This window comes from Psychrobacter jeotgali, assembly GCF_904846315.1.
In the GTDB taxonomy this organism is placed as follows: Bacteria; Pseudomonadota; Gammaproteobacteria; order Pseudomonadales; family Moraxellaceae; genus Psychrobacter; species Psychrobacter jeotgali.
Genome location: NZ_CAJHAF010000001.1, coordinates 1,587,981 through 1,613,707 on the forward strand (window position 1 = coordinate 1,587,981; position 25,727 = coordinate 1,613,707).

At 43.6% G+C, this 25,727-nt stretch carries 23 protein-coding genes; 13 read left to right on the top strand and 10 right to left on the bottom strand.

Features of this window, described 5'->3' with window-relative positions; genetic code table 11:
- Positions 1 to 133: 133 nt before the first annotated feature.
- The 3 genes from JMX18_RS06375 to JMX18_RS06385 all read left to right on the top strand — a co-directional run bounded on the left by JMX18_RS06375 (position 134) and on the right by JMX18_RS06385 (position 3,097).
- Positions 134 to 1,111, top strand: a complete 978-nt coding sequence (locus tag JMX18_RS06375; RefSeq protein WP_227674692.1) for an ABC transporter permease — start codon at positions 134 to 136, stop codon at positions 1,109 to 1,111.
- Positions 1,112 to 1,177: 66 nt separating this feature from the next.
- The gene (locus tag JMX18_RS06380; protein ID WP_201585890.1) at positions 1,178 to 2,248 is read left to right on the top strand and encodes an iron chelate uptake ABC transporter family permease subunit; all 1,071 of its coding nucleotides are present in this window, start codon (positions 1,178 to 1,180) and stop codon (positions 2,246 to 2,248) included.
- A 75-nt stretch (positions 2,249 to 2,323) separates the two neighbouring features.
- The gene (locus tag JMX18_RS06385) at positions 2,324 to 3,097 is read left to right on the top strand and encodes an iron ABC transporter ATP-binding protein (RefSeq protein WP_201585899.1); all 774 of its coding nucleotides are present in this window, start codon (positions 2,324 to 2,326) and stop codon (positions 3,095 to 3,097) included.
- A 100-nt stretch (positions 3,098 to 3,197) separates the two neighbouring features.
- Here JMX18_RS06385 and JMX18_RS06390 read toward each other — a convergent pair whose 3' ends face one another.
- Positions 3,198 to 5,246, bottom strand: a complete 2,049-nt coding sequence (locus JMX18_RS06390) for a TonB-dependent receptor domain-containing protein (RefSeq protein WP_201585906.1) — start codon at positions 5,244 to 5,246, stop codon at positions 3,198 to 3,200.
- A gap of 655 nt (positions 5,247 to 5,901) precedes the next feature.
- On the opposite strand from JMX18_RS06390, the gene JMX18_RS06395 reads away from it, so the two are divergent.
- Complete coding sequence (locus JMX18_RS06395) at positions 5,902 to 7,317, top strand: uracil-xanthine permease family protein (RefSeq protein WP_201585907.1); 1,416 nt, start codon at positions 5,902 to 5,904, stop codon at positions 7,315 to 7,317.
- 24 nt (positions 7,318 to 7,341) lie between these two features.
- Here the strand turns inward: JMX18_RS06395 and JMX18_RS06400 are convergent, their stop codons facing one another.
- Positions 7,342 to 8,013, bottom strand: a complete 672-nt coding sequence (locus JMX18_RS06400; RefSeq protein WP_201585910.1) for a TetR/AcrR family transcriptional regulator — start codon at positions 8,011 to 8,013, stop codon at positions 7,342 to 7,344.
- A gap of 233 nt (positions 8,014 to 8,246) precedes the next feature.
- Between JMX18_RS06400 and uraD the strand changes: the two genes are divergently transcribed.
- From uraD to JMX18_RS06435, 7 genes are all read left to right on the top strand, one after another.
- Positions 8,247 to 8,798: a 2-oxo-4-hydroxy-4-carboxy-5-ureidoimidazoline decarboxylase gene (gene uraD, locus JMX18_RS06405; RefSeq protein ID WP_201585919.1), complete on the top strand. Its 552-nt coding sequence runs from the start codon at positions 8,247 to 8,249 to the stop codon at positions 8,796 to 8,798.
- Positions 8,799 to 8,871: 73 nt separating this feature from the next.
- Positions 8,872 to 9,240: a hydroxyisourate hydrolase gene (gene uraH, locus JMX18_RS06410; protein WP_201585927.1), complete on the top strand. Its 369-nt coding sequence runs from the start codon at positions 8,872 to 8,874 to the stop codon at positions 9,238 to 9,240.
- A 79-nt stretch (positions 9,241 to 9,319) separates the two neighbouring features.
- Entirely contained in the window at positions 9,320 to 10,636 is a 1,317-nt protein-coding gene (locus tag JMX18_RS06415) for a urate hydroxylase PuuD (protein WP_201585929.1), read from the top strand.
- 235 nt (positions 10,637 to 10,871) lie between these two features.
- Complete coding sequence (locus JMX18_RS06420; RefSeq protein WP_201585930.1) at positions 10,872 to 12,383, top strand: NCS1 family nucleobase:cation symporter-1; 1,512 nt, start codon at positions 10,872 to 10,874, stop codon at positions 12,381 to 12,383.
- An 88-nt stretch (positions 12,384 to 12,471) separates the two neighbouring features.
- Entirely contained in the window at positions 12,472 to 13,482 is a 1,011-nt protein-coding gene (gene puuE / locus JMX18_RS06425; protein WP_406947350.1) for an allantoinase PuuE, read from the top strand.
- Between the two features lie 54 nt (positions 13,483 to 13,536).
- Entirely contained in the window at positions 13,537 to 14,640 is a 1,104-nt protein-coding gene (gene alc / locus JMX18_RS06430) for an allantoicase (protein ID WP_201585932.1), read from the top strand.
- 8 nt (positions 14,641 to 14,648) lie between these two features.
- Positions 14,649 to 15,173, top strand: a complete 525-nt coding sequence (locus JMX18_RS06435) for an ureidoglycolate lyase (RefSeq protein ID WP_201585934.1) — start codon at positions 14,649 to 14,651, stop codon at positions 15,171 to 15,173.
- Positions 15,174 to 15,263: 90 nt separating this feature from the next.
- Here JMX18_RS06435 and JMX18_RS06440 read toward each other — a convergent pair whose 3' ends face one another.
- The 5 genes from JMX18_RS06440 to gdhA all read right to left on the bottom strand — a co-directional run bounded on the left by JMX18_RS06440 (position 15,264) and on the right by gdhA (position 20,262).
- The gene (locus tag JMX18_RS06440) at positions 15,264 to 16,007 is read right to left on the bottom strand and encodes an amino acid ABC transporter ATP-binding protein (RefSeq protein WP_201585936.1); all 744 of its coding nucleotides are present in this window, start codon (positions 16,005 to 16,007) and stop codon (positions 15,264 to 15,266) included.
- 60 nt (positions 16,008 to 16,067) lie between these two features.
- Entirely contained in the window at positions 16,068 to 16,796 is a 729-nt protein-coding gene (locus JMX18_RS06445) for an amino acid ABC transporter permease (RefSeq protein WP_455237714.1), read from the bottom strand.
- A complete protein-coding gene (locus JMX18_RS06450) occupies positions 16,796 to 17,602 on the bottom strand; it encodes an amino acid ABC transporter substrate-binding protein (protein WP_201585937.1) in 807 nt (268 codons plus the stop codon). The genes JMX18_RS06445 and JMX18_RS06450 overlap by 1 nt, the downstream gene beginning before the upstream one ends.
- Before the next feature lie 537 nt (positions 17,603 to 18,139).
- Positions 18,140 to 18,718 carry a PepSY domain-containing protein gene (locus JMX18_RS06455; RefSeq protein WP_201585946.1) on the bottom strand — a complete coding sequence of 193 codons (579 nt, stop codon included), beginning with the start codon at positions 18,716 to 18,718 and terminating at the stop codon, positions 18,140 to 18,142.
- A gap of 197 nt (positions 18,719 to 18,915) precedes the next feature.
- Positions 18,916 to 20,262, bottom strand: coding sequence for an NADP-specific glutamate dehydrogenase (gdhA, locus tag JMX18_RS06460; RefSeq protein WP_201585948.1), 1,347 nt, complete (start codon positions 20,260 to 20,262; stop codon positions 18,916 to 18,918).
- Between the two features lie 623 nt (positions 20,263 to 20,885).
- Here gdhA and JMX18_RS06465 point away from each other — a divergent pair.
- On the top strand, positions 20,886 to 21,551 hold the full coding sequence (locus JMX18_RS06465) for a class I SAM-dependent methyltransferase (RefSeq protein WP_201585949.1): 666 nt from the start codon (positions 20,886 to 20,888) through the stop codon (positions 21,549 to 21,551).
- A gap of 14 nt (positions 21,552 to 21,565) precedes the next feature.
- Here the strand turns inward: JMX18_RS06465 and JMX18_RS06470 are convergent, their stop codons facing one another.
- Both JMX18_RS06470 and JMX18_RS06475 read right to left on the bottom strand, forming a co-directional pair.
- On the bottom strand, positions 21,566 to 22,120 hold the full coding sequence (locus JMX18_RS06470; RefSeq protein WP_201585951.1) for a GNAT family N-acetyltransferase: 555 nt from the start codon (positions 22,118 to 22,120) through the stop codon (positions 21,566 to 21,568).
- A gap of 100 nt (positions 22,121 to 22,220) precedes the next feature.
- A complete protein-coding gene (locus JMX18_RS06475) occupies positions 22,221 to 22,745 on the bottom strand; it encodes a hypothetical protein (RefSeq protein WP_201585953.1) in 525 nt (174 codons plus the stop codon).
- A 332-nt stretch (positions 22,746 to 23,077) separates the two neighbouring features.
- Here JMX18_RS06475 and JMX18_RS06480 point away from each other — a divergent pair, with 332 nt between their 5' ends.
- The gene (locus JMX18_RS06480; RefSeq protein WP_201585954.1) at positions 23,078 to 23,731 is read left to right on the top strand and encodes a DsbA family oxidoreductase; all 654 of its coding nucleotides are present in this window, start codon (positions 23,078 to 23,080) and stop codon (positions 23,729 to 23,731) included.
- On the opposite strand, the gene JMX18_RS06485 is transcribed toward JMX18_RS06480, so the two are convergent.
- Positions 23,728 to 25,578, bottom strand: coding sequence for a potassium/proton antiporter (locus JMX18_RS06485; RefSeq protein WP_201585956.1), 1,851 nt, complete (start codon positions 25,576 to 25,578; stop codon positions 23,728 to 23,730). The two genes, JMX18_RS06480 and JMX18_RS06485, sit on opposite strands and share 4 nt — an antisense overlap.
- Positions 25,579 to 25,727: the final 149 nt, after the last annotated feature.

Sequence of the window (25,727 nt, forward strand, 5' to 3'; positions counted from 1 at the left end):
CTCTCGCCAAGCCTCTGCTCATCAAGTCGGTGACAGCTTAGATGAATTAAAAGCCTCTCTACCAGTCACTGCTTCACCGCAGTGGCAGCGGAAAGTCGTTGGTAATGCTAATCATAAACCGCGCCGCGCCGCCATGCCGCCTTGGCTTATTAATACCGGTAGCCTATTTATTATGGGGCTGCTGATATTGTTAAGCCTATCTATTGGGGTATCAGACTTTTCTTGGTCGGGAGTCATCCAAAGCCTGATTAATCATAGTGCTAACGCTGATAGCTCCTTACTATTAGTCAGCCGTTTGCCCCGCACGGTAGCTATTATTTTAACTGGTATTGCCATGGCGGTCGCCGGGATGATTATCCAAGTGGTGCTCAAAAACCGTTTTGTTGAACCTTCAATGGTCGGTGCCACCCAGAGCGCCGCCCTTGGGTTATTAGTGGTTAGCCTACTCTTCCCCGCCAGTGCACTGATTATAAAAATGAGCGTAGCAACCGTCACCGCAGTCTTTGGCATGATGCTGTTTATGCTACTTATCCGCCGGATTCCGCCCACTGACTTTCTGATGATTCCGCTTATCGGTATCGTCTTTGGCGGTATTATTGAGGCGGTAACCACCTTTATCGCTTACCAAACCGAATCATTACAGATGCTTAGCGTTTGGCAATTTGGCGACTTCTCCAGCGTATTAGCGGGTCGTTATGAGCTGTTATGGCTGACAGGCGTGCTGTGCGTTATCGCTTATATTATCGCTGATAAGCTGACTATTATTGGTTTGGGCGACAATATTGCGCTTAATTTAGGTATCAATAAACGCCAGATTACTTGGATTGGTGTCGGCATGGTAGCAATGATGAGTGCGGTGGTGGTCGTTACGGTGGGGATGATTCCTTTTATTGGCTTAGTCGTGCCTAATATCGTCAGCCGTATTATGGGTGATAAGCTACGGCGCAGCTTGCCGGCCGTCGCCCTGCTAGGTGCCTCAGCGGTCTTACTGTGCGATATTATTGGACGCTCTATTCGCTATCCGTTTGAAATCCCTGTCGCCACGGTATTTGGCGTCGTCGGTACGGTGATATTTTTATGGTTATTATTGCGTGCGCCTGCACAAGAATAGATTAACCTTTAATTATTAGTGAGCTCTTAAACACTGATTTTAAATCCTTTTTTATAAGATTTGCGTATGTTATTCTCGTCCGACTCTCCTACTAAAAATGCGCAAAATAACGCCATATCTATAGCTGCTGCTAATCCATCGAGCCAGCACTCACCAAACCATCGATTGTTGAAAGTTTGGCAGACCGTCACTAACCATCCTATTCTGGTTGCTAGCCTTCTATTATTGTTATCAGCATTACTGTTTTTAACCTTAAACGTTAATGGCCATTGGGACTTCACCCTACCTTTACGCAGTAAAAAACTGCTGGCATTAATGGTGGTCGGTTATGCTATCGGGGTTTCCACCCTACTGTTCCAGACCTTGACCCACAATCCTATTTTGACCCCGTCATTATTGGGCTTTGATGCTTTATATGTCCTGCTGCAAAGTCTACTGGTATTTTTCTTAGGAGCGATTAGCTTTACTAGTATCAACCCCGTAGCGAAGTTTGGGCTTGAAGTGATATTGATGTTTGGTGCGTCATTATTACTATTTCGGGTGCTATTCTCTAAGACCAATCAGGACTTAACTCGGCTGATACTGGTAGGCGTCATCTTTGGGGTTTTGTTTCGCAGCTTATCAGCACTGGTAGCAAGGCTCATTAATCCCGATGATTTTGTGGTGGTACAATCTGCTAGTTACGCCCAGTTCAACACTATCAATCCGCAACTGCTGGGTATCAGTATCGCTATTTGCGCCATCAGTGCCATAGTAATATGGCGCTGGCGTTATCAGTGTGATGTGTTAATGCTTGGTAAGCCACAAGCCATAAATTTAGGAATAAATTATCAGCGTTTGGCTTTCGGTTTGTTGACCGTTATTGCGGTCTTGGTAGCCACAGCGACTGCCCTAGTGGGGCCGGTGACTTTCTTTGGACTATTGGTTTGTGCCTTGACCAATCGAATGACTAACACTATGGCTCATAGTCAGCGCTTGGTTCTGGTTAGTTTGATTGCGATGATTTGCTTGGTGCTCGGTCAGGCTATTTTTGAACAACTACTAGGCATGGCAGGCGTACTGTCGGTGGTTATTGAACTGGCAGGCGGCTTGGTATTTTTACTATTGATATTTATGACTCAGCGTCGCCGAGTATAAAGCGTGGTGTAGAGGCTAAAACATAGCCTACGCCTCGTATTTACGTCAAAGACCTATCTAAAAAAAAGATCTATTATGATTAAAATAAACCAGCTTTCGCATCAGATTGGTAAACAGCAAATTTTGCACGATATCAATTTATCCTTACCGCCATCGCAAGTGATTGCCTTAATTGGCCCAAATGGCGCAGGCAAATCAACTTTATTTTCGGTGATGGCACGTCTGCAACCGCTGCAAACGGGTTCGGTAAGCTTTGCTGTAGATAATGAGCCGCGTGATATTGTTAACTGTGATGCTCGTACGCTGGCTACTACGGTGGCGATGCTCAGCCAAGAAAACCAAGTGCAAGGGCGCCTGCGCGTGCATGAGTTATTAATGTTTGGCCGTTATCCCTACCATCAAGGACGACCTACGCCCCAAGATGTACAAAAGGTAGATGAGATTATCGAGCGCTTTGAATTGCAAGAGCTTGCCAATCGCTTCTTATCGACGCTATCAGGTGGTCAGCGCCAGCGTGTGCTAATTGCGATGATTGTCTGCCAAGATACGCCTTATGTATTGCTTGATGAGCCGCTCAATAATTTGGATATGTACCATGCTGGTCGCCTGATGCGCGAGCTACGAAGCTTGAGTCATACTGAGCAGAAAACAGTGGTGATTGTGCTGCACGATATCAATCAAGCAGCGCAGTTTGCCGATACCGTAGTGACTATGAAAGGCGGACAAGTCATGGCGGTTGGTAGTCCTGGCGAGGTCTTGACCAAAGAGACTATGAAAGACTTATATGACGTAGACGTTACCGTATTGACCCATCAAAATCGACCGGTCATTGTAGATACGGCTCAATAAAATAGCGCCATAAAAACAGCTCAATAAAAATAATTAATAAATAAAAAGCCAGCTATCTAAAATAGATAGCTGGCTTTTTTAGAGCTATTTATAATAACTTTTAGAACTGATAAGTTAGTGACGCTTTGATATTACGACCCATCTCAAAGTCAGTAGTTGCATCATCAATAGCGTTGTAACGTGATGAGTGGCTGGCATAAGTTTCATCAAACAAGTTATAGACCCCAACCGTGGCTTTAATACCTTCAAGCTGACGTGGCGAGTAGTTCATATAGACATCATGCACATCATAATTTGACTTAGTCTCTCCCTGATTATCAGTGATGGATGCCACATAGGTACTGCGCCAGCCAAGTCCTATCTCATCGTTTGGCTCATAGTTTAGATTTACCATGTAGCGATCACCTGAGTCAGCACTACCACCACTTACTGATGGAATGCTATTGCCTGTTCTGTCGCCTTCACTACGGGCGCGCGAGTAGCTTAGACCCATACCAAAGTTGTCTGCTCTATAGTCTGCTGCCAGCTCAACCCCCTTTATCTCAAAATCTTCATCGCTGTTAATCATACCTTGGCATTCACCGCCAATTTCTCCAGTCTCACAATCAATTCCAAATCTACCTGGACGATTACCTGTTCTCATAAACTGTTGATAGTTTTCGATATTAGACTTAAAGTATTTAGCACTTAGTTGCAGCGCATCGTCAGCTATGGTCAGCCCCCGCAGGGTGGTGGCAACACCCACTTCAGAGTTATAACCCTCTTCTGGTTTTAAGTCATTATTGACATAAATACCAGCACCATTGCTATTGAAGATCGCTTGGCCTAAGTCGGGGCCATTAAACAACTGGGTATAGCTGGCAAAGACTTGGGTACGCGGCGCAATCTCGTAACTGGCGGCCAAGGCACCCACCACATTGTCATAGGTCTTACCGCCTGATACAAATTCAGGCGACTCGTAACGGTCATAACGGACCCCTGGAGTTAAGCTAAACTTACCCATCTGCCACTGATCTTCTAAATACACTGAAGTATTTTTTGCACTATCACTATTTGCACTATTATTATCTCGTGCCATCTCCGATTCTTTTTTATAGTGTTCTGCCCCTGCTATCAACTTATGGCGGCCCATTTCAGTTTCAATAACACTGGTATTTTCAACCTTGGCGCCAGTAGTTTTTACCTTAGCATTCCAGTCATAACCTGGCGATACGTCAGGTTGATTATCACGCAAAATCTCTGTTTCAGTTTGATAAATAGTAGTATCAACATCAATCAAAGTGTTTAAGGGGTTAAAGTTATGATCCACCGTATAAGTATTTCTCTTTACCTTTTGCGGGATTGGGTCATCACCTAAACTAGGAAAATCAGGACGAAATGGAAAGGTACCTTTTTTCTCAGTACGGCTAAAGCTAGCGCCGATACGGTTATCATCATTGATAGCCACCCCAGCTTTTAATAAGATGTTTTCACTTTTGCTGTCTTCAAAAAGCTCACGACCGTCACCATCTTCGCCAGAATCTGTATCGCGCTTACCATAATAAGCCAATAAATCAATATTATCGGTTGGAGCACCATAGACAGTTGCCGAAGTCAGAAGCTCGTCATTGTTACTACCATAACCTGCATGTATTTTTGCACCCACTCTTTGACCAGGTTTTAGCAGGTCTGCCGCATCTACCGTTTCAAAAGCCACGGCTCCGCCAATAGCATCATTACCCAAGGTAACTGAATTATTACCCACGGCTACTTCTGCTTTTTTTAATAAATCTGGGTCGATGGTGATATCACCCATGTGGTAAAACATTGCGCCTTCTTGACGAGCACCATCAATCGTGACTTTTAAATTGGTATCATCAAGACCACGTACGCGCACACGCTGGTTAACTGTTGACGTCCCACCAACGGTAACCCCCGGTACTACGTTCAAAAAGTCACTTAAATGACTGGCTTGCGCTGCTGGCGTGTAGTCTTCTATATAGACAGAATCCTCTTGCACACTTTCACGTACCGAATTATTGGCGGTTACAGTGATGGTTTGCAAAGTGGTACTGGGCAGCTCCTCAGCACTCGCTACTTGTGACCACAACACTGCTGCTACACTCATCGATAATACGGTTACTCGACTAGAAAACCTCATTTTACCCATAACGCACTCGCTTGATTTAACTATTAGATTTATTTTTAAAATGATTCATCAACCACAATTCTTTAAATGACTTTTATCTTCTCTAGTTTTTAAACCATTTAAAGTATTTACAAGCTCTATGAATCGTATTAATAAAGTTAATGATAATTGTTATCATTATCATAACGAAAAGCATGATAACCGAGTATTAACATTTTGGCAATAATTAATATAAGGATTTTAGAACTAAATAGCTTTATGACTTAGCTTAGAAGGTTTGGGACTCTACATTAGCTTAAGCTTCTTAAAGCGCTGATGACCCACAATTGCATTGTTTTAGCACTGAAAACTACACAAGCTACTGCTATTTATAAATAATCAGTAATAAAAACAACTATTAATATTAAAAAAACATTGCAATAACTGACCTTTTCACTATATTCTATTTAGAGCTGACTAAATGGTCAGGTTTTTATGGACTAATTAGTTTTATCTTTAGCCATTGTTTAGTTTTTAGCTTTTGTAGTAGCACAAGGACAGGTGCGACTCTTTATTGAATCGACAGCCATTATTGTAATAGGAGACTTAGGGGTATTTATCCCTAAGTCTATATCAGATAAATGGCTGAATAATCGATGAGGGTTAGGCTTAGCAGTTATTCAAGGAGAGAGCCACAATGAGTGATCCCAATGCAAAAACGCAAATAAATACCGATTTATTATACGGACTACACGATCGCCCTGCCCCTGCAAAAGCGTTTTTGGGCGCTATTCAGCATGTACTCGCCAGCTTTGTCGGCATTATTACTCCGTCACTCATCATTGGCGGGGTTTTGGGCTTAGGCGAGCATATCCCTTATCTTATCAGCATGTCTTTGATGGTATCAGGGGTAGCGACCTTTATTCAGACCCGCAAAGTGGGGCCGGTAGGCTCTGGTCTTATGGCGCTGCAAGGTACTAGCTTTGGTTTCTTAGCTGCGGTACTAGCCGCTGGTTTTGTGGTCAAAAATCGCGGCGGCAGCCCAGAGGAGATTCTGTCAGTTATCTTTGGGGTCTCCTTTCTGGGCGCCTTTATTGAGATATTTTTGAGTCAATTTATCACTAGACTCAGATCGCTAATGAACCCTATCGTCACCGGCTGCGTCATTGTCACTATTGGCTTGTCTTTGACTAAAGTGGGGCTCACTGATTTGGCAGGCGGCGTTGGTGCTAAGGACTTTGGTAGTATGCAAAACCTATTACTGGGCGGCGGTGTACTGGTCAGTGTGGTGTTGATTAGCATTATTAATAATAAAGTTATTCGCTCCAGTGCGATTTTTATCGGACTGATGCTGGGCTTGATTGCCGCTATATTTATGGGGCGGATTGATTTTTCTTTGGTTAGTGAAGCCCCGTTATTTACCTTTCCCGTACCCTTTAAATTTGGTTTCGGTTTTGACTGGCAAGCCTTTATCCCTATCGCTTTTATGTATGTTATTACCAGTATTGAGACTTCAGGTGACTTGACCGCGACTTCGATGATTTCAGGCGAGCCGATAAAGGGGCCGATATACGAGAAGCGCATTAGAGGCGGAGTATTAGGTGACGGGGTGAACTCTTTAATTGCGGCAATATTTAATACCTTCCCTGTCACTACTTTCAGCCAAAATAATGGGGTGATTCAGATGACGGGAATCGCCAGCCGTTACGTTGGTCTTTATGTGGGCGGTATCTTATTTTTTATGGGTTTATTTCCCATTATCGGCGCTATCTTTACCCAGTTACCAAAACCAGTAGTTGGCGGGGTTACCTTATTGATGTTTGCCACGGTAGCGACTGCCGGTATTCGCATTCTATCCACGGTGGAATTTACCCATCGCAATATCATGATTATCGCCACCTCCTTAGGGCTATCGATGGGCATTGCCTTTGTCCCTGACGTGCTGGCGCAGACGCCGCAGCTGTTTCGTAATATCTTTGGTTCAGCGGTAACTATGTCAGGCATTGTCGCTATCACCTTAGATACTATCTTACCCAAAAGCTACGGAGTGGAGTTTGATACTCCAGAACAGCCGCTTGATAAAGCTTTAGAGCCTATACAAGAGTTATCTTGAGAGATTTATTGGATAGTAGCGCGGTTATTCGAGCCCACAGCCGCGCAGTATAAAGGGGACTAAAAAATCAGCGGCACGGGTTTCATCTTGCTGATCATAAGCCTCTTTTTGTAATAGACCCACTATCTCGGTTTCGAATTCTGCATAACGCTGGGTGGTTGCCCAGATCAAGATTAATAGTTGCAGCGGATCAGCAATAGTAATTTTGCCTTGCTCATGCCAAGTTTTCATAACCTGCGCTTTATCAAGCGCCCACTCTTGCATGGTGGTTGACATAAATTCTTGCAAATGCGGCGCACCGCTAATGACCTCTAAAGCAAACAGTTTGTGCCGATTGGGATTGGCAAAGGCTTGGCGCAGTTTGGTACGGACAAACTTTTCAATGACGGCTTTGGGATCACTATCAACCGTCATAGTGACCAAGCCATCATTCCACTCTTCAATGATTGAACGTAGCACCGCCTTATATAAGTTCTGTTTATTTTTAAAGTAATAATGAATATTGGCTTTGGGCAGCCCCGCTCGATCAGCGATACCTTGCATAGTGGCGCCGCGATAGCCTTGCAGTACGAACTCTTCTTCAGCGGCGCTAAGAATCAATGCTTGGTTATGGGCGCGAATATCTTGTTGGCTACGCTGAGGCGAAGGTTCGGATGAGGGTGAAGGTAAGGAATTTGCTTGCTGGGTATTAATCATAAATGCAACCGTTAGCTATAAATGCATATAAAGAGCCGTATTCTAATGGGTTATTACCATAAAACCCAAATATTACGAGATATAGTTGATGAAATATAGCATAGCATTAAAAATAGTTTATAAACTAGTTGACCATTTGGTCAGCTTTAAGCAGAATAGAAACTATGTCATAAAAACTTTAGTAAAAACCGTCCTAACTCATCAGTAGCCATTTTAAAAGACAAGGATGTCAAATGACTTCTAGTTCCGCAGCTTCTAATCCAGCACCTTTAACTTTAGCCGCCTTTAATAAATTATCTCATACAGAGGCCACTGCTCAGTTATTAACCTGTTGCACCAGTAGCAGTTGGGCAAGCCAACTAGCCAGCAAGCGCCCTTTTCCAGTTTTAGAAACCTTATTCGCAAGCAGCGATAGCGTTTGGCAAGAGGTGCAAACCCAAGAGGCAGACTTGTTAGAAGCGCTCGATGGTCATCCACAAATTGGCAATGTAGCTACCCTGAAACAAAAGTATCGCAACACTCAAGATAGCGCCGCGCACGAGCAATCAGGTGCCAACGACGCTGACGATGCAGTGCTGGCAGCACTGGCGCAAGGCAATCAAGATTATCTCGATAAATTTGGCTTTATCTTTATCGTATTTGCGACTGGCAAGAGTGCCCAGCACATGCTGGATTTATTGCTTACCCGTCTGCCCAATGATCGTGATACCGAGCTTACCACTGCCGCTATTGAGCAGAACAAAATCACTCGGTTACGCTTACAAAAACTGCTAAGCGCGGCGTAACTTATTTAAACCGTAAGCCTTATGTCAGCCTTATTTTTATCTCTATTTTGACCGCCTATTCTAAGGAAATATTATGCCCGCCACTCTTTCATCGCACATTCTAGATACTCATCTAGGCAAGCCTGCTGCTGATATTGCAGTGACGCTGCACCGCGTTACCGATAATGATGCCGCTAAGCTGCTAGCAAATGCTACCACCAATAACGATGGGCGTATCTCCCCCGACAGTTGGGAGTTTGACCCTGCCCTTAATAACTCTGAGTGCGCCTTAGATAGTGGCCGCTATATTTTAACCTTTGACACTCAGTCTTATTTTGACGCACAGCAACTAACCACATTTTATCCGCAAGTGGTTATCGACTTTGTGGTTAGCGACAATAGCCACTACCATGTGCCGCTACTGCTCAGCGCCCATGGTTATAGCACTTATCGAGGCTCATAAATAGCGAAATAGCATAGAACAAAGTATTGGATAACAAGGTATTGGATAACTGAGCATTGGACAAAAGGACATTGGCCGTATGGGTACATATCTTCTCGACTGGGTAGCTTTATTTTTTCGCTGGTTCCACGTTATCGCGGGGATAGCTTGGATTGGTGCCTCATTTTATTTTGTATGGTTAGATCTTAGCCTGCGTAAACCGCCGCAGTGGAAAACCGATAAAGGAGTCTCAGGCGATTTATGGGCGGTACATGGCGGCGGTTTTTATGAGATTGCCAAATACAAGCTTGAACCTGAAGAGATGCCAAAGACCCTGCACTGGTTTAAATGGGAAGCCTATACCACGTGGCTAACGGGTATGGCGATGCTCTCTATTGTCTACTATGCCAATGCGACTGCTTATTTGATTGATCCCAGCAAGATCGCTTTTACCAATGTAGGCGCCATCTCTACCAGTTTATTGTTCCTATTCGGCAGCTATTTTATCTATGAGGTAATCGTTCGTAGTTATATTGGCAAAAATGCGCTTATTTTTAGCTCGACTATTTTTATTCTATTGGTGATTGCTTGTTGGGGGTCTTACCAGTTATTTAGTGATCGTGCCTCTTTTATTCATATTGGTGCTATCCTCGGTACGGTAATGGCAGGTAATGTATTCTTTGGCATTATGCCTGCCCAGCGTGCGCTAGTAGATTGTGTGCGCCGCGGTGAGAAGCCGGGTAAGGAAGTAGCAGATTTGGCGTTGATGGCTAAAAACCGCTCCTTGATGAATAACTACTTCACCTTACCGCTTATATTCACCATGATCAGCAATCACTATCCGATGATGTACTCCCATGCTCACGGCTGGCTGGTATTGGTTTTTGTCGGGGTTATCACCGCTATCGTTCGTCATTATTTTAACCAAAAGCATTTGGGCAATACCCAGCCGAAATTTTTATGGATTCCTGCCATACTGACGGTATTATTAATCATTTGGATGCGCCCAGAGCCAATCGAACCGTTACCTGCTATCACTGCTGTCGCTGCTGAATCTGTAGCCATTGACAGCACACCCCCAGCTACTGACAATGAGGTAGCAAGCGCTGCTGTTAATTCTGCTGCTAATTCTAATCAGAGCGTCACTGCTGAGCCATTACCAGTGACTGCCTCAGCAGATACTGCCATGATGGCTATGGTACACACACGCTGCACCAGCTGTCATGCTGCTCAGCCAACTCAGCAAGGATTTGCAGCGCCGCCAGCAGGCATCATTTTGCAGACACCTGAAGACATGAAGATACATAAAAACAAGATCATCACTGCGGTACAAAGTGGCTATATGCCGCTGGGTAATCTTACCCAATTGACAGATGATGAGCGTCAGAAAATATTGGCTTATACCTCAGGATTATAGCGGCAATTGAGCAGTCTGTTGAAAACAACCTATATGCTAATTGATGATAATGACCTACTAATAAAAATAGCTTCCGTATCATGCTCTGTTCTCCGATAGAACCTAGGAAGTTAGGTTTTTGCTCTAATTAAAAAATTATAGATCAAAACTAAGATTTATCTTGACCAAAACGTCAGATATCCCTACAGTGAAAGCAAGCTTAATTATGCTTATTCTCCGCTAAAAGGAAGAACGGATGTCTAATGATACGCGACAAGGAAGTCAGCGAGATGGTCAGCCAATCAGTGCTATCTATGATTGCAACCTGTTCGATCCAGAGCGTAAAAACTCAAGGCTGTACAACGACGATCTAGCTCCCTTGCAACCAGAAGATCGCAAATGGGGTTGGTTCTCAATATTCAATGTGTGGTCCAATGATATTCAAAGTTTGTTTGGTTATACGCTTGCTGCATCGCTGTTCTTAAGCTATGGATTAAGTGGTTGGTGGGTAATGGCTGCTATCATTTGTGCCGGCTTTATTGTGATGGTGATGGTTAATCTAACCGGAAAGCCTAGTGTCAAATACGGCGTACCTTTTCCAGTATTGATACGAGCCAGCATGGGGGTAAATGGCGCTAATCTGCCCTCTTTATTACGTGCAATTATCGGTATCTTTTGGTATGGGGTGCAGACCTACTTTGCCTCCACAGCCGTTGCTATCTTACTGGCGGTGTTTATAGGTAGCTCGGATAGTACCTTTTTAGGGCTTAACGGCACTGCTTGGCTTGCTTTTGTCATCGTTTGGGTATTTCAGATCATGCTGTTTTGGGCTGGTATTGAGCCTATTAAGCACTTTTTGAACTGGGCTGGGCCGCTGGTTTACGTGGTCATGATTATTTTGATGGCGATGATATGGTATCAATCAGGTGCTGAGCTCTTGCCTGCGATCAACTCTATCTTCACCAGTGGTAGCGATTATACGGGTACTTCTGTCCAAGCTTTTACGGCTATTGTCGGTACTATGGTGGCTTATTTTGCCGCTGTGGTGATTAACTTTGGCGACTTTTCGCGCTTCTTACGCAGTGAGCGCGATATGCGCCTAGGTAACTTACTGGGCTTGCCGGTTAATATGGTGTTCTTTTCATTTATCGCCTTAGTTATTACCGCCGGCACTTTGGTATTATTTGGCGAAGCTTTAACCAACCCCTCAGACATCGTTGAGCGTGTTGATTCGCTACCATTGACTATCGTTGCCGCCCTGACATTTTTTGCCGCAACCGTAGGTATTAATATGGTCGCCAACTTCATTCCGCCTGCCTATGATTTGGCTAACTTATTTCCTAATCATATTAACTTTCGTAGAGGTGGTTTAATCACCGCAGTGATTGCTTTTTTTGTTGGTGCTCTCTGGTTATCGGTCATTAGTAAAATTGGTATTGTTGGCTTCGTCAACGTGGTCGGCGCAATCATTGCGCCCTTCTTTGGCATTTTGGTCATCGATTATTACATTATCAGACGTCAACATATTAATATGAATGACTTGTTCTCCGCACAGCCGACCGGCGCTTATTACTATAATAAAGGCTGGAATGTTCGCGGTCTTATTGCCTTTGCCATCGGTGCGCTATTTTCAGTAGCTACTGTATTGGTGCCAAGTATGACCAAATTTGAAGGTTATGGTTTCTTATTAGGCGCAGCATTAGGCGGTATCGTTTATTGGCTTCTTATGCGCAAATACGCTATTGAGCTGAATAAAGTTACAGAATAAAAAAGAAGATTTTAGGCGATTAAATTTATAGAAAAATAACAATTAAAAGAGTTTTCATAAAGCTATAAAAGTATAAAGGAAAGACACTATGACTCAAAAGAACAATATGACTCAAAAAATAACCAGCGATTTTGATCAATCTGCTTACCCTCGCGACCTCAAAGGCTACGGCGGCAACCCGCCCAAAGCCAATTGGCCGGGCGGTGCCAAGATTGCTGTGCAGTTCGTACTAAACATTGAAGAAGGCGCAGAAAATAGCGTCATCCATGGCGATGCTGAGTCAGAGCGCTTTTTGTCCGATATCTTGGGTACGCCCTCCTTTGTCAATCGTCACCAATCTATCGAGTCAGCTTTTGAATATGGTAGCCGGGTTGGCGTTTGGCGAGTGTTGGACGTGTTTAAGGAATACGGTGTGCCTATCACTACCTTCGCCTGCGCGGCGGCCGCTGAAAAGACCCCGCATATTATCGAACGTGTATTAGAAGACGGTCATGAAGTTGCTAGCCACGGTCTGCGCTGGATTACTTATCAATATATGTACCGTGAAACTGAGCGCGAGCATGTACGCCGTGCTACCGAAATCTTTGAGCGCATGCTGGGACATCAACCCCTTGGCTGGTATACCGGACGTGATAGCCCTAATACTCGCGAATTGGTGGTGGAGCAAGGCGGCTACGTTTATGATTCTGACTCCTACGCCGACGAGCTGCCCTACTGGTTAAATGTCAGAGTCGAAGATGGCGATCAAATATTACGTAAGCCGCACCTAATCATTCCCTACTCGCTTGAAACCAACGATATGCGCTTTTCATCCAGCCCCGGTTACACCAACGCCGAACCCTTTTATCAGTATCTCAAAGACAGCTTTGATACTCTGTATGAGGAAGGGGCCAAAGACGGTAAAAACACGCCCAAAATACTCACTATCGGTTTGCATTGCCGCATCATTGGCCGTGCTGGGCGCATTACTGCCCTTAAACAATTCTTAAAATATATCACTAGCAAGCCTGACGTCTGGATCTGCCGCCGTGACGAGATTGCGAAGCACTGGTATGAAAATCATCCCGCAACTAGCGATAATAGCGCAGATTGGCTGTAATCCTACCTCTAAAATAAACCTGAATAAATTTATAACCTATAAAAAGGAGTTCTTATGAGTATCGTAGAAGCTTTTCCAATTATTCCAGCTGACAATTTACCCGAAAACCTGCCTGCCTTTACCAAAAAAACCAATGTCGCTGACAATCGTCTAGGCGCAAAAGTGCTATTCGCTACTGACGACTTTTTTGCGGATAAAAGCCGTATTTTAAACCCTTTCCCGCCCGTATTTATGGTGGGTAAGTTCGATGACAACGGTAAATGGATGGACGGCTGGGAGACCCGCCGTAAGCGCCATCTGGGTTATGACTATATGGTAGTTCAGCTCGCTCGTCCCACCAAAATCGCCGGTCTCGATATTGATACCAGCCACTTTACCGGTAACTTTCCCTCATCAGCGAGCGTAGATACGTTATACGCGCCAGATTTATTGCAAAAAGATGCAGAAGAGCTTACTCAAATGACTAAAGAGGAATGGGATAGCAAAGTATGGCAGACCATCGTCGGTATGACTCCGCTGAAGGGGCATAATCATGAGTTTATCGATATCAATGATGAGACAACCGTCACCCACCTGCGTCTCAATATCTATCCTGATGGCGGCGTGGCACGTCTTCGGGTCTATGGTGATATTCAGTTGGATGAAAATGTTCATAATCAAAGCGAAAGTATTGACCTCGCTAATGCCTTGAATGGTGGCCGCGCTATCGCCAGTAATGACGCTCACTTTGGCGGTGCCAGCAATTTGCTACTGCCTACTGAAGCGCCCAATATGGGCGATGGCTGGGAGACCCGCCGCCGCCGTGAGCCCGGTAATGACTGGTGTATTATTGCTTTAGGTCAAGCGGGTATCGTCGACGCCATCGATGTCGATACCGCCCATTTCAAGGGTAATTATCCTGACAAAGTCTCTATTCAAGCGGTCTATGCGCCAGATACCCCAGAGCAAACGCTGGTGACCCAAAGTATGTTTTGGCAAACCTTACTTGAGCCCCAGACTACCGAAGCCCACAAAGTACACAGCTACAATCAAAGCCAGCTCAAGATTGATAAGCCCATCACCCATATTCGGATTAATATCTTTCCAGATGGCGGGCTCAGCCGCGTGCGTGTTTATGGCAAGGTGGCTGACAGTACTGACACCGCTCACCATTCATAAGGAGTATTATGAGCACTACAATTATTGCTAAACCTTTGACCAAAGCTGCATTTGCGCCCTTTGGCACGGTTATCGAGCCTTATGAGCAACAGCAACAAACCTCTGAGAACTGCTACTATATTAATAAAGGTTACGCCTGCCGCCATAATGCTATTGCCAAAGCATCACTTGACGGCGGTGAAGTGGGCATGAGTATCTTTCGTGCCAAAAAGCGTGACTTTCCTATTGCGCTATCGGTGATGGAATATCATCCGTTTGGCACCCAAGCCTTCTTTTCGATGCATGGTCAAGATTATATCGTCGTCGTTGCCCCCAAAGGCGAGCCGCCGCAGTCTGCTGCCGATTTAACGGTATTTTATGCCAAATCCCATCAAGGCGTGCAGTACGATGCCAATGTTTGGCATCATCCGCTATTGGCGCTGGGGCGTGATTCGGACTTTTTGGTTATTGACCGTATTAATGGCGAGGGCAATAATTGCTACGAGCTTGATATCGAGGTTTGGCAGGTTTTCGTTAAGCTTGAAAACCGTTAAGAGTATAAAATTTTAGGTATAAAAAAGTCTTTTACTTAGCGAGTAAAAGACTTTTTATTAAAACTTCTAAATGATCAAAAACTTCAAACGCTACTCACTAATACGCTGCAAAAATGCCTGCGTACGCGGATGTTTCGAGAGCTCAAACATCTGCTTGGGACTGCCCTCTTCTATGATGTGCCCGTCTTCGATGAGTACCACATGGTCAGCCACATCGCGCGCAAAATTAATCTCATGAGTGACCACTACCATCGTCCAGCCTTCAGATGCCAGCTGCTTCATAGTTTCAAGCACATCTTGTACCAGCTCTGGGTCGAGCGCGGAAGTTGGCTCATCGAACAATAATAGCGACGGCTCAATGGCTAAGGCACGAGCAATACCAATACGCTGCTGCTGGCCGCCTGATAACTGAAAGGGATAAAGATCAGCCTTGTCCGACAGTCCAACCTTCTTCAGCAGCACTAAAGCTTGCTCACGTGCCTGCGCTTTACTTTGTCCTTGCACTACCGTTGGCCCAAGCATTAAATTCTCAATTGCAGTCTTGTGCGGAAACAAGTTATAAGACTGAAAAACCATGCCAGACTTACGTTGTAATGCTAGCAGGGCTTTCTTTTTGGGCTTAGTAGCAAAATCTACGCTCAAGCTGCCATCGTCAAAAGCGATCACCCCTTTATCAGGAATTTCAAGCGCATTTAGGCAACGTAAAAAGGTCGTTTTGCCTGATCCTGACGGCCCTAATATGACCACGACCTCACCTTTAGCAATGGTCAAGTCAATGCCTTTGAGCACTTGATTATCACCAAAAGCTTTATGGATATTAGTAACTTGGATCATAAAGATTCCTGCAAGGTTAGAACAAATGATTTATGACTATATTTATTTGAGACGAATGAACTATTTGGCAATATAACGATCTAATCGGGTTTCAAGTTTACCTTGGATAAAGGTCAAAAACAGACAAATTCCCCAATATATAAACGCCGCTTCGGTATAAACCAGCATAAACTCGTAATTACGCGCGGTGATAATCTGTGCTTGCTTAAACAGCTCAGTGACCAACACCAGCGATGCCAAGGAGGTATCTTTTACCAAGCTAATAAAAGTATTGGACAACGGCGGCACTGATACTCGTAAAGCTTGCGGCAAGATCACATGGCGAAAGGTTTGCATATAAGTCAAACCAACCGTGGAACCTGCCTCCCACTGACCTTTAGGAATAGATAAGATCGACGCCCGTACCGTCTCTGAAGCATAAGCACCGATATTGAGCGAAAAAGCAATGATCGCTGAGGGAAAAGGGTCAAGCTTCACCCCCACACTGGGTAGCCCATAAAAGATGATAAACAACTGCACCAGCATCGGTGTACCACGAATGGCGGACACATAAATACGTGCTAGCCGATAAAGAATCTCATGCAACCAGCCAGCACGCGGTACGATACGAATAAGTGCTACCGTTAGCGCAATAATCATGCCTATAGCAAACGATATCAGCGCTAGCGGTATTGAATAGTAAATACCGCCTTTAAGCATGGGCCAAAAGGAATCGATAACAATTTGGGCCCGATTAAGATCCATGAAAGGTAATATTGCTAGAAGCTCAGCTAGCCATGACATTGACATTATTTCTGCTGGCTTATATCAGCATTGAAAAAGTCTTGGCTAATCTTAGTCAAGGTGCCATCAGCTTTTAACTCAGCCATCGCTTCATCTAGTTTTGCTACCACTTCATCGTTACCTTTAAGTAGTACTAAACCTGAACCACGCTGCTCACTTGCCGGGGCAACCAGTTTAATCTCAAGTCCACTGTCAGGGAATTTTTTGAGATAGTCTAATACCGCAAGATTGTCATTCATAGTAAAATCAGCGCGACCTTGCTTAACCAATTGAATAGCTTGTGACATTCCGTCAACCGGAATAATCTCGGCTTCATAACGCTCAGCCAATTCTCCATAGTTACTGGTCAATGATTGGGCGCTGCGCAGGCCTTTTAGGTCCTCCCAAGCGCTATAGCGTTCATCATAAGTAGGTGCTAATACCACAGCACCTGACCAACTATACGCTTCTGCTTTATCATACTTAGCTTTGCGCTCAGGCGTGGTTAGGCTAACTTGATTGGCCACCATATCAAAACGCTTGGAGTCCAGACCGGCTAGCATGGCATCCCACTGAGTCTCTTGGAACTCAACCTCTACACCTAACTTATCTGCGACAGCACGAGTCACTTCAACATCATAACCGGTAAGCTTGCCGCTCTCATCATGATAAGTAAACGGTGGATAAGTGCCTTCGGTACCAACATTAATGGTACCGCCATTATTAATGCGTTGGAGCAGATCAGGATTAGTAGCGGCATCGTTAGTAGATTGTCCACAGGCTGCTAATAGTACAGTACTGGCAGCGAGTGCTAAAAGAGTACGACGTTTCATAAGGCGTCCTTATTTTAATAAATGAGGTAGAAATTTTTAACGCAGTAATAACCATATAAGCCTTGGTTATGAGAGTAAATATAACATAGGCGTTACTATATTTGAGTATTTGAAGCTGACTAAACGATTTGAAGGTATTGAGCCTATTTTTCAATACTATTGTTATACTCTAGTGCTGTTTATTATTCTAAGTCAAACCGACCTTTGCAACCCTACAATTTTGTGAGTCTATAAAAAGCTTATTAGGCTCATTAACCATTGGGTAACTATATGGTAACCCTTTTTTCTTATCATCAACGTACGAAAATAGTGAACAGGTATAGTACTTCCCCTTCACCAGTACCACTGTAACCTACGACAACTCATACTAGCTACGACTAGCTACGAACAACTCATACTAGCTACGAATAGAAGGATGCATTATTTACTATTTATTCTGTACCGATAATCTGTACTGATAAAAAAACCTGCCGATATCCATCAGCAGGTGGCTTTTTTGACTGTCCGTTCGCTACTTAATAAGGCTTTATAGCGCGATTAGTTTTTAACTTTGCGCTCAAACTCGCGGCCGGTGTCAGCGTTTATTTTTATCTCAGTGATCTGATTGCCTTTGAGTATCTCTACTTCATAATAAGTAGGATGATCATTATAATCACGGTCATTCTTAAACTCGATCTCCAGAACCTTGCTACCGGTCTGTTTTTCAATAGCATTAATGACTGACATCATACTTATCTTTGCACGGCGTTGGACGTTATAATCATTGATATCACCACTATCCAAGCTGTCGGTATCTAGATCAACCACTTGACCAGTGATAGCATCAACCTTGATCTCATACTCTGTTTTGCCATCACTAAACTCTAGCTCATAAACACCGCCCCCACTTTGGGAGTCGCTATCATCATCGTCAAATTCTGCATCAACTAAAATCCCAGAAGCCTGTTTACTAGCAATATCAATCGCTTGCTTTAAATTAATCTTTGCTGCTTGAGCGGCGCGTATTTCACTTGCCGTGTCTGCATGAACAGTAGTACTAATAACGCCTGTGCTCAACGCCAAAGTAAGACAGGCACCTAAAGTCGTAAGTTTAAGGCTTTCTAATGGTTTATACATAGAATCATCTCCTTTTCTTTATTGAGGTTATTATCACTTTGTCTTTATAGTAACGCTTATAGATAGTTACTGTAAGCTAGAAAAGTAGCTCTATGTATAGTTGATGTTTAAAGCATGTTGAGCATTAAAAATACCGCGCCTCTTTAACAGAGACGCGGTATTGAAATTAGCAAGCAGTAGATTGACGCTGGCAGATATTAGTTCAAAATACCGTAAGCTACTAAAGCATCAGCGACACGCTTGAAGCCCACGATATTAGCGCCGGCCATATAATTGATATAGCCATTATCGGTTTGACCATATTTCTCTGAAGCTTCGGCAGCACAGTCATGAATATTCTTCATGATAGCCTTTAGGCGCTCATCGATTTGCTCAAAGGTTTTATATTGACGCACAGAGTTTTGTGACATCTCGAGCGCTGAAACCGCTACTCCACCTGCATTAGCCGCCTTACCAGGTGCATAATGGACGCGGTGCAAACAAACATAATCAACTGCTTCAGCAGTTAATGGCATATTTGCGCCCTCAGCCACATACTTTATACCGTTTTCGACCATTAGCTTGGCATCATCTTCGTCGACTTCGTTTTGAGTGGCTGAAGGAATAGCTATATCGCCTTTGAACTTCCAAGGCTTTTGTTTAGCTAACCACTCGCCACCAAACACCTCTACATAGTCCGCTAATGGTTTACTTTGCTCTTTTTGTTTCTTGAGCCAATCTATTTTTTCTTGATCAAAACCGCTTTCGTCATACAAAGTCCCTTGCGAGTCGGAAACAGTGATTACTTTAGCACCAAGCATATTTGCCTTTTCAGCAGCATGCAATGAGACGTTACCTGCGCCTGATACTAAGACGGTTTTACCTTCCATACTATCGTTTTGGGCGGCCAACATATTTTCTAAGAAATACACTGCCCCATAACCTGTGGCTTCTGTCCGCATCAAGCTCCCACCAAAGCCAACACCTTTACCGGTTAAGACTCCGCCATATTCGTGCGTTAGGTTTTTATACATAGCAAACATATAGCTAACTTCACGACCGCCCACTCCAATATCACCAGCAGGAACGTCAATATCCTTACTCACGTATTGATGCAGCTCACGCATAAAAGCATAACAAAAACGACGAATCTCATTGTCTGTTTTGCCTTTTGGATCAAAATCAGAGCCGCCTTTGCCGCCGCCCATAGGCAAACCGGTCAACGCATTTTTGAATATCTGCTCGAAGCCTAAGAACTTCAAAACGGATTGGTTTACTGTAGGATGAAATCTAACACCGCCCTTATATGGGCCTAGAGCATTACTAAACTGGACACGCCAGCCTCGATTGACCTGTACTTCACCTTTATCATTTTCCCAGTTGATGCGAAAGCCAATCACACGGTCAGGCTCGATGAGACGCTCAAATATTTTAAAAGTTTCGTATTCAGGATGGGCGTCGTATAAAGGGGCGATAGTAAGGGCAACTTCTTTTACTGCTTGGATAAACTCGGGTTGATGCGCATAACGGGCTTCAACTTTTTCGATGGCCTGACTGATACTCATACTTTTTCCTTTACTCTACAAAGTGTGTTCGCTCTTGATTACATCCGCGCAATATCGTATTACACTAGCTCACAGTATTGCAAACATTAATTTGGGATTGAGGGCATTTTTATACGTTTTCACGAATAAAAACGGGCGGGATTAAAGGTCAAAATCTTTAGATTAATAAATATTTCAGTCGAGATAGACTTGATATCTTATCTACTATGCTAATTGCACGAGAAGCTACCCTAATATCGATAGCATGAAAAACATGGTGGGATTCAATCAATAAAGTGGTATCTAGCGTACTTTTAGAGTTAAAACTTAACCTCTCCTTTTTAATTTACCTTTCTGCTTGAAAAAGTCAATACTTTATATTGAATTTTATAGTCTTAAAAAAAACTAGCACTTATCGAAAACCGCTCATGCACTTGCTACCTTTTGGCAACAATCACTCATAACTCATGAACGATAGCAATGATAACGTCCTTATAAGTAACAATAGTTTACCTGTAAATGGGACATAATAAAGAGAGATTATTATATTTACTAATTAATAATTATTATGTACTTTATAACCAACTCTTGATAGTGGCAACTTTTGCCAAACCTTGCATTTATGCTCATTTTTAGGAAAGTTTATGACTTCGCTGACTTCTGTACGCGTGCGTTATCAAACCATTGAGATCGGCAATACGGATATTCATATCTGCACGCTGCGTGATAATCAACAGTTTAGTGACCCTGATGGTGAGGCATCAGATTTAGGTATTTGTTCTGCCTCTTGGCCTTTATTTGGAATAGTTTGGCCATCAAGCTTGGTTCTTGCCAACCACATGCTCAACTACGATATCGCTGGCAAGCGTATTCTGGAAGTAGGCTGCGGTATGGCGTTGTCTAGTCTACTACTCAATCATCGCCATGCAGATATTACCGCTACCGATTATCATCCGACTGTTGAGTATTTTCTCGATAAAAACACCGCTCTAAACAATAATAAAGAGATTGCTTTTGAGCGCTTAGACTGGGCGGAGGACAATAGTCATCTTGGACGCTTCGACATGATCATCGGTAGCGACTTGCTCTATGAAGATCCCCATGTCGAGATGTTAGCTGCCTTTATTGAGCGTCATGCCAATCCCAACTGTGAAGTCATCATCGTAGACCCTGGCCGTGGGCGCAAAAACAAACTCACTAAGCAAATGGAGAGCTTTGGGTTTAGCAGTCAACACGTTAAGCCCACTGATACCTCTTATCTTGAGCTACCCTTTAAAGGCTATATTTTGACATTTTCGAGAAAAGGATAATTATTTATCCTTTTCTACGACTGCTCCCAGTCCCGCTGAGTAATCTTATATAGCACCTGCTCAGCAAGACGGTGACTAGACTCAAGCATAGGATGAGAAAAATTATCTTGGGTATTACTCATACCGATGCGGTGCATAATTAGCTGTGAGCGTTGATTGATAACCGCAGTAAAGGCAACGACCTCCTCTACACCAAGCTCACTAAAAGCAAACTCCAAAGCCGCACGTGCCGCCTCAGTGGCGTAACCTTGTCCCCAATAATCTTGGTGTAGCCGCCAACCAATCTCTACGCTAGGCGCAAACGGCATATCAGCGTGGGTTTCATTCAAGCCTACCATGCCGATAAAAGCTTCATCTGCCTTTAGACTTACCGCCCAAAACCCCCAACCTTTATCCGCAATGAGCTTTTGACACTTATCAGCTATAGCATCGCTTAGTTTTGGTGATAAGGCTTTAGGAAAGTATTTCATTACCTCGCTATTGGCATTGATCTCAGCAAATACGGCATAGTCGCTTGGTTGCCATTGCCTTAGATACAACCGTTCTGTTACTAGCGTGGGTTCTGTCATACTTTAGGCTCCATACTCTTACCTTACGTCTATTGCTTGTTCTTAGATGACGCTAAGCCCTTACTCTATACATTTATTCTAACTACTATTGTAGTTTAAACTAATTACCACTGATCACATAAGTTGGTAGTGTAAGCTCAGTTCCTGGTTGGGTTCTAATAACCTCAGAAACTCGCTGATTGGTTGCTTTATCTATAATCCACAAATCCACATAACTGTTATCAGACATCCACTGAGTACCAATATCAGTCGCAAACTCAAGCTGATAAATGCGATTAGGCTGTGCTGTAAATTGCATCAGAATCGGTATGGCACTAAAGGATCCAGCGCGATAAGTAGCCGTTACCGTACGATTGCCTGTACTAATAGGATAAACGCTATCCCAAGTATCACTCTGCCTGGCACTACGGCTACTCAGTACTGGTTTACCGTCGATAGCCGTAATATAAGCCACACGACCAGCAGCAAACTTACTATCCCCAGGTTGTAATTTACCGGTGATAATAGCTTTTGCACCCGAATAAGGTGGTTGGTAAGTAGAAGTATTCGCCGCACTTTCCACAATATAATTACTGCTACAAGCAGCCAAAAACGGTACTGCCAACATCAATCCATACAACTTCATAACTTACCCTCAGTAAAATTTATTTTGCTGACTAATTCTAAAGACTATTAACTCTTAATTCATCTTTTATAACACAAATTATTATCAGGAATGAATATATTTGAAAGCTTTCAAGCTAGCCAACTAACAACCTTCACAAATAAGCACTATTAATGACAGATCAGCTAAAAAACCTACGCAACTTTACTTTATCTCTAATAAGAGCGCATGATAATGTGAATAATATAAGGTATAAATAAAATTGCTACCTATCAAAGTAATAACCCTACTAAGTTTATAGTAACGAGTTTAGTTTATAGTAATGAACTTACAGTAAAGAAGAGGAATATATTATGAGTAATACAGAAAAACCGCTTAGAATTGATATCGTATCAGACGTCGTCTGCCCCTGGTGTGTTATTGGCTATCGCCAACTGGCCGAAGCCCTTAAGCAAACCAATACCCAGCATGAGATTCATTGGCATCCATTTGAGCTTAATCCTAGCATGCCAAGTGAGGGGCAAAATTTGCGTGAGCATATCATAGAAAAGTATGGTTCTAGCAAGCAAGAATCTGATGCCAGTCGTGTGCGAATGACCGAAGCTGGGGCAGAAGTTGGTTTTGACTTTAACTTCAATGACGACACCCATATGCATAACACCTTTAATCTACATCAGCTGCTGCATTGGGCTGAGCAACAAGGACGCCAGCATGATCTAAAGCAAGCGTTGTTTAGCGCTCACTTTACCCATAACCGTGATATCTCAGATACCGAGGTGCTTGCCGATATCGCCGCAGAAAACGGGCTAGATCGAGCTCAAGCCTTAGCGGTAGTAGAAGAGCAGCGCTTTGCTCAGGAGGTACGTGAAGCAGAGCAGCACTGGCAGCAACAAGGGATTCAAAGTGTACCTGCGATTATATTTAATGAGCGTCATTTGGTTAGCGGTGCGCAAGGTGTGGAGAATTACAAAAATATTTTAGAAAAGTTGGCTAATATGGAAGACTAAATGGTTTTTAAGCCGATAGTTCTTAGATTGCCATATTGATCAAGCTCTTTGACCACCAACACCCATTCCTCATTGATAGCAACCGTATCACCAGAGACCGGTTTGGTCTCTAAATGGGTGGCAATATATTCAGCGACGGTTTGTTGCCACATATTTACGGGTTCACCCTGATGTTCCGTCGTTGAATCAGCCGTTGAATCAAACGTCTGTTGCTGATTAGCTATCAAATTAGCTTCAGACGAATTAGATTCAACCTCTTCAACTTCTCTTGGCGGGTATTCAGATTGCATTTTTCCGGTGAAAAACGGTAGCTCTCCTAATTTAGCACTAGGAGAGAGTAACCAGTCGCCATAAAAGTCGTCTATCTCTTTGCGATTCAAAGTAGTGTTACTAAAGATCTGGGCAATTTTGCTAGCATGCTTACCTCTTAGCCCATACCATACGCTGTCGCCTACTTTTAATTGCGTGTTTGCATCTACTCCAACCAGTTGTTGACCACGCACCAACGCAAACATTTTAATCTCATCAGGGTTGATTCTGCTGGAGATGGCTTTTGGATGCCGCCCATTAGCAAATGCTCCAGCTTTTACCTCAAACTCGTATAAAGTAATACTGGCATTGTCTGATACCCAAATCTCCATCTCCTCCTTAGGCTCATTTTTGACCGGAATACGCACTTTGAATAAATCAGCCATCATAGGAATGGTCATGCCTTGTAATACCAAAGACAGAATTACCACCCCAAAGGCGATATCGAATAGCAAAAAAGCATCCTCTACCGAGGCCATGATGGGCAAAATAGCCAGCGTAATAGGCACGGCTCCACGCAGTCCGACCCAAGAAATAAAGCCGATTTCTCGATTTTTAAAACCAAAAGGTTTTACCCCGCTATAAACAGCAAGCGGTCGAGCAACCAAAATCATAAAGGCGGCAATCGCCACCGAATAAGGCCATACGTCAATAATATTGGATGGCGTAACTAATAACCCCAGCACTACGAACAGTATCGCTTGTGACAACCAAGCAAAACTATCCATCACTCGCATCACATGCTCGGTTGATCGCACTCTATTATTACCAATAATGATCCCAGCCAGATATACCGCCAAAAAGCCACTACCCCCCGCTAGATTGGTAGCGGCGAATACTGATAGACCGGCGGATAGAATCAAAATCGCATACATACCCTCTGCTAGGTTTACTTTTGGCAATAGTTTAGATAACAGATAGCCTGAGAGCAGACCAAATACCAATCCGAAGCCAAGTTGCTGTAATAGCAAACTCAAGAAACCAAGTACAGTCTGGCCTGCTGGATCTACATTGAGGGTGATAAGTCCCGTAACCAATAAAATAGCAAAAGGGTCGTTAGCGCCAGACTCCAGCTCAAGCGTAGCTTGGACGCGATCGTTGAGCTTAACTCCCCCATTACGTAGCAAAGAAAATACTGCTGCTGCGTCAGTTGAACCGACAATAGCCGCCATCAACAAGCCAATTCGCCAATCAACATCGAGTAGCCAAGTAACAAAAACACCTAATATGACAACAGTAGCAAAGACTCCCCAAGTCGCTAGGGTGACCGCCGGTTTTAGACCCACTCGAAAGGATTTGAAAGAAGTGCGTAAGCCGCCGTCTAACAGAATACAGGCTAAGGCCGCTTGGCCGATGAAATTTGCAGCGCCATACTGCGAGAACTCAATACCTAAGATACCCTGCTCGCCTGCCAGCATGCCTATTGCCAAAAATAATAGCAATAGGGGTATCCCCAAACGGGCGGACAAGGTACTTGCCATGATGCTCGAAAATATTAACAACGCCCCTACTAAATATAGGATATTTAAGGTTTGCATCTTTTTTATGCCCTATTGTTTAATGATGGTGACCATAGCATTGGTAAATATTTATTATCTATAATGGAGCAAATATAAAGAGAGTATAAATAGAGTGAACAAGGAAGATCAATAAAGTAAAACTAAGGCTTTTTATTAGAGTCTGTTGC

What these genes read in the sequence shown, in the direction of transcription:
- JMX18_RS06375 (WP_227674692.1), top strand. Translation starts at nt 134, where the DNA reads ATGCCGCCTTGGCTTATTAATACCGGTAGCCTATTTATTATGGGGCTG.
- JMX18_RS06380 (WP_201585890.1), top strand. Translation starts at nt 1,178, where the DNA reads ATGTTATTCTCGTCCGACTCTCCTACTAAAAATGCGCAAAATAACGCC.
- JMX18_RS06385 (WP_201585899.1), top strand. Translation starts at nt 2,324, where the DNA reads ATGATTAAAATAAACCAGCTTTCGCATCAGATTGGTAAACAGCAAATT.
- JMX18_RS06390 (WP_201585906.1), bottom strand. Translation starts at nt 5,246, where the DNA reads ATGGGTAAAATGAGGTTTTCTAGTCGAGTAACCGTATTATCGATGAGT.
- JMX18_RS06395 (WP_201585907.1), top strand. Translation starts at nt 5,902, where the DNA reads ATGAGTGATCCCAATGCAAAAACGCAAATAAATACCGATTTATTATAC.
- JMX18_RS06400 (WP_201585910.1), bottom strand. Translation starts at nt 8,013, where the DNA reads ATGATTAATACCCAGCAAGCAAATTCCTTACCTTCACCCTCATCCGAA.
- uraD (WP_201585919.1), top strand. Translation starts at nt 8,247, where the DNA reads ATGACTTCTAGTTCCGCAGCTTCTAATCCAGCACCTTTAACTTTAGCC.
- uraH (WP_201585927.1), top strand. Translation starts at nt 8,872, where the DNA reads ATGCCCGCCACTCTTTCATCGCACATTCTAGATACTCATCTAGGCAAG.
- JMX18_RS06415 (WP_201585929.1), top strand. Translation starts at nt 9,320, where the DNA reads ATGGGTACATATCTTCTCGACTGGGTAGCTTTATTTTTTCGCTGGTTC.
- JMX18_RS06420 (WP_201585930.1), top strand. Translation starts at nt 10,872, where the DNA reads ATGTCTAATGATACGCGACAAGGAAGTCAGCGAGATGGTCAGCCAATC.
- puuE (WP_406947350.1), top strand. Translation starts at nt 12,472, where the DNA reads ATGACTCAAAAGAACAATATGACTCAAAAAATAACCAGCGATTTTGAT.
- alc (WP_201585932.1), top strand. Translation starts at nt 13,537, where the DNA reads ATGAGTATCGTAGAAGCTTTTCCAATTATTCCAGCTGACAATTTACCC.
- JMX18_RS06435 (WP_201585934.1), top strand. Translation starts at nt 14,649, where the DNA reads ATGAGCACTACAATTATTGCTAAACCTTTGACCAAAGCTGCATTTGCG.
- JMX18_RS06440 (WP_201585936.1), bottom strand. Translation starts at nt 16,007, where the DNA reads ATGATCCAAGTTACTAATATCCATAAAGCTTTTGGTGATAATCAAGTG.
- JMX18_RS06445 (WP_455237714.1), bottom strand. Translation starts at nt 16,796, where the DNA reads ATGTCAATGTCATGGCTAGCTGAGCTTCTAGCAATATTACCTTTCATG.
- JMX18_RS06450 (WP_201585937.1), bottom strand. Translation starts at nt 17,602, where the DNA reads ATGAAACGTCGTACTCTTTTAGCACTCGCTGCCAGTACTGTACTATTA.
- JMX18_RS06455 (WP_201585946.1), bottom strand. Translation starts at nt 18,718, where the DNA reads ATGTATAAACCATTAGAAAGCCTTAAACTTACGACTTTAGGTGCCTGT.
- gdhA (WP_201585948.1), bottom strand. Translation starts at nt 20,262, where the DNA reads ATGAGTATCAGTCAGGCCATCGAAAAAGTTGAAGCCCGTTATGCGCAT.
- JMX18_RS06465 (WP_201585949.1), top strand. Translation starts at nt 20,886, where the DNA reads ATGACTTCGCTGACTTCTGTACGCGTGCGTTATCAAACCATTGAGATC.
- JMX18_RS06470 (WP_201585951.1), bottom strand. Translation starts at nt 22,120, where the DNA reads ATGACAGAACCCACGCTAGTAACAGAACGGTTGTATCTAAGGCAATGG.
- JMX18_RS06475 (WP_201585953.1), bottom strand. Translation starts at nt 22,745, where the DNA reads ATGAAGTTGTATGGATTGATGTTGGCAGTACCGTTTTTGGCTGCTTGT.
- JMX18_RS06480 (WP_201585954.1), top strand. Translation starts at nt 23,078, where the DNA reads ATGAGTAATACAGAAAAACCGCTTAGAATTGATATCGTATCAGACGTC.
- JMX18_RS06485 (WP_201585956.1), bottom strand. Translation starts at nt 25,578, where the DNA reads ATGCAAACCTTAAATATCCTATATTTAGTAGGGGCGTTGTTAATATTT.